This window comes from Aquipuribacter hungaricus (assembly GCF_037860755.1).
Taxonomy (GTDB): Bacteria; Actinomycetota; Actinomycetes; order Actinomycetales; family JBBAYJ01; genus Aquipuribacter; species Aquipuribacter hungaricus.
Genome location: NZ_JBBEOI010000424.1, coordinates 1 through 1,348, shown reverse-complemented (window position 1 = coordinate 1,348; position 1,348 = coordinate 1). Strand labels below are relative to the sequence as shown.

1 pseudogene is annotated in these 1,348 nt (G+C 76.4%); it reads left to right on the top strand.

The annotated features are described in order from the left end of the window. Positions 1-380: 380 nt before the first annotated feature. Positions 381-1,348, top strand: a pseudogene (locus WCS02_RS20350) (hypothetical protein); the annotation flags it as partial.

Below are 1,348 nucleotides of genomic sequence, written 5' to 3'. Positions count from 1 at the left end.
ACATTCTTTGACGACAGGCCGTCCCGGGTTCTCCGGGACGGCCTGTCGTGCGTTCCAGGGGGTCCCCGGGACGCACCGATTGTTCGGAGGAACTGCAATGGCCGACGACCGTCGTAACAGCTCGGGCGCCTCGCGCCCTCCCAGCGGCGGAGGTCGTCAGGGCGGCCCCTCCCGTGGTGGCGCCCCACGTCGCGATTCCGGGACCGGTGGCTCAGGCGCTGCCGGGCGTGGTGGACCGCGCCGTGACGACTCCGGTGGCAGCGGCGCGCGTCGCCAGGGCCCGCCCGAGCGCGGGAGCGCCTCCGGTGGCGGCTACGGCGGTCCCCGTCGCGACGCTGGTGCGTCCCAGGGCGGGCGACCCTCCGGTGCTGAGGACCGCGGTGGATATCGCGGCGCGGGTGGTCCTCGCCGTGACGACGCCGGCAGCGGCGGGTATCGCGGTGGTCAGGGCGGTGCCCCTTCCGGTGATCGCGGCGGATATGGTGGTGGTCAGGGCGGTGCCCCTTCCGGTGATCGCGGCGGATATCGCGGTGGTCAGGGCGGTGCCCCTTCCGGTGATCGCGGCGGATATCGCGGTGGTCAGGGCGCTCCGTCCGGAGACCGCGGCGGATATCGCGGTGGTCAGGGCGGTGCTCTGGCAGGTGACCGTGGTGGATATCGCGGCGCGGGTGGTCCTCGACGTGACGACACCGGTGGGTACCGCGGCGGTCAGGGCGGCGCCCCGTCCGGTGACCGCGGCGGATATCGCGGTGGTCAGGGCAGTGCCCCGTCCGGCGACCGCGGTGGGTATCGCGGTGGTCAGGGCAGTGCCCCGTCCGGCGACCGCGGTGGGTATCGCGGCGGTCAGGGCGGTGCCCCGTCCGGTGACCGCGGTGGATATCGCGGTGCGGGTGGTCCTCGACGTGACGACGCCAGCACCGGCGGATACCGCGGTGGTCAGGGCGGCGCTCCCTCAGGTGATCGTGGCGGGTACCGCGGCGGCCAGGGAGCTCCGGCCGGCGACCGAGGCGGTTACCGCGGTGGTCAGCAGTCCGGCTCTGACGAGCGTGGCGGGTACCGCGGTGGCGGCGCCCCCCGGCGCGACGACGCGGGCGGCGAGCGTGGGGGCTACCGCGGTGCGTCCTCCGGCGGGTCCGGCGAGCGTGGGGGCTACCGCGGTGCCTCCTCCGGCGGGTCCGGCGACCGGGGCGGCTACCGCGGCGCGCCGTCCGGTGGCTCCGGTGAGCGCGGCGGCTACCAGGGCGGCGGGCCCCGTCGAGAGGGCTCCGGCGACCGGGGTGGGTACCAGGGGCGCGCCCCCCGGCGCGACGACTCCGGCGGCGGTCGCCCCGAGCGCTCCGGCGGCCCC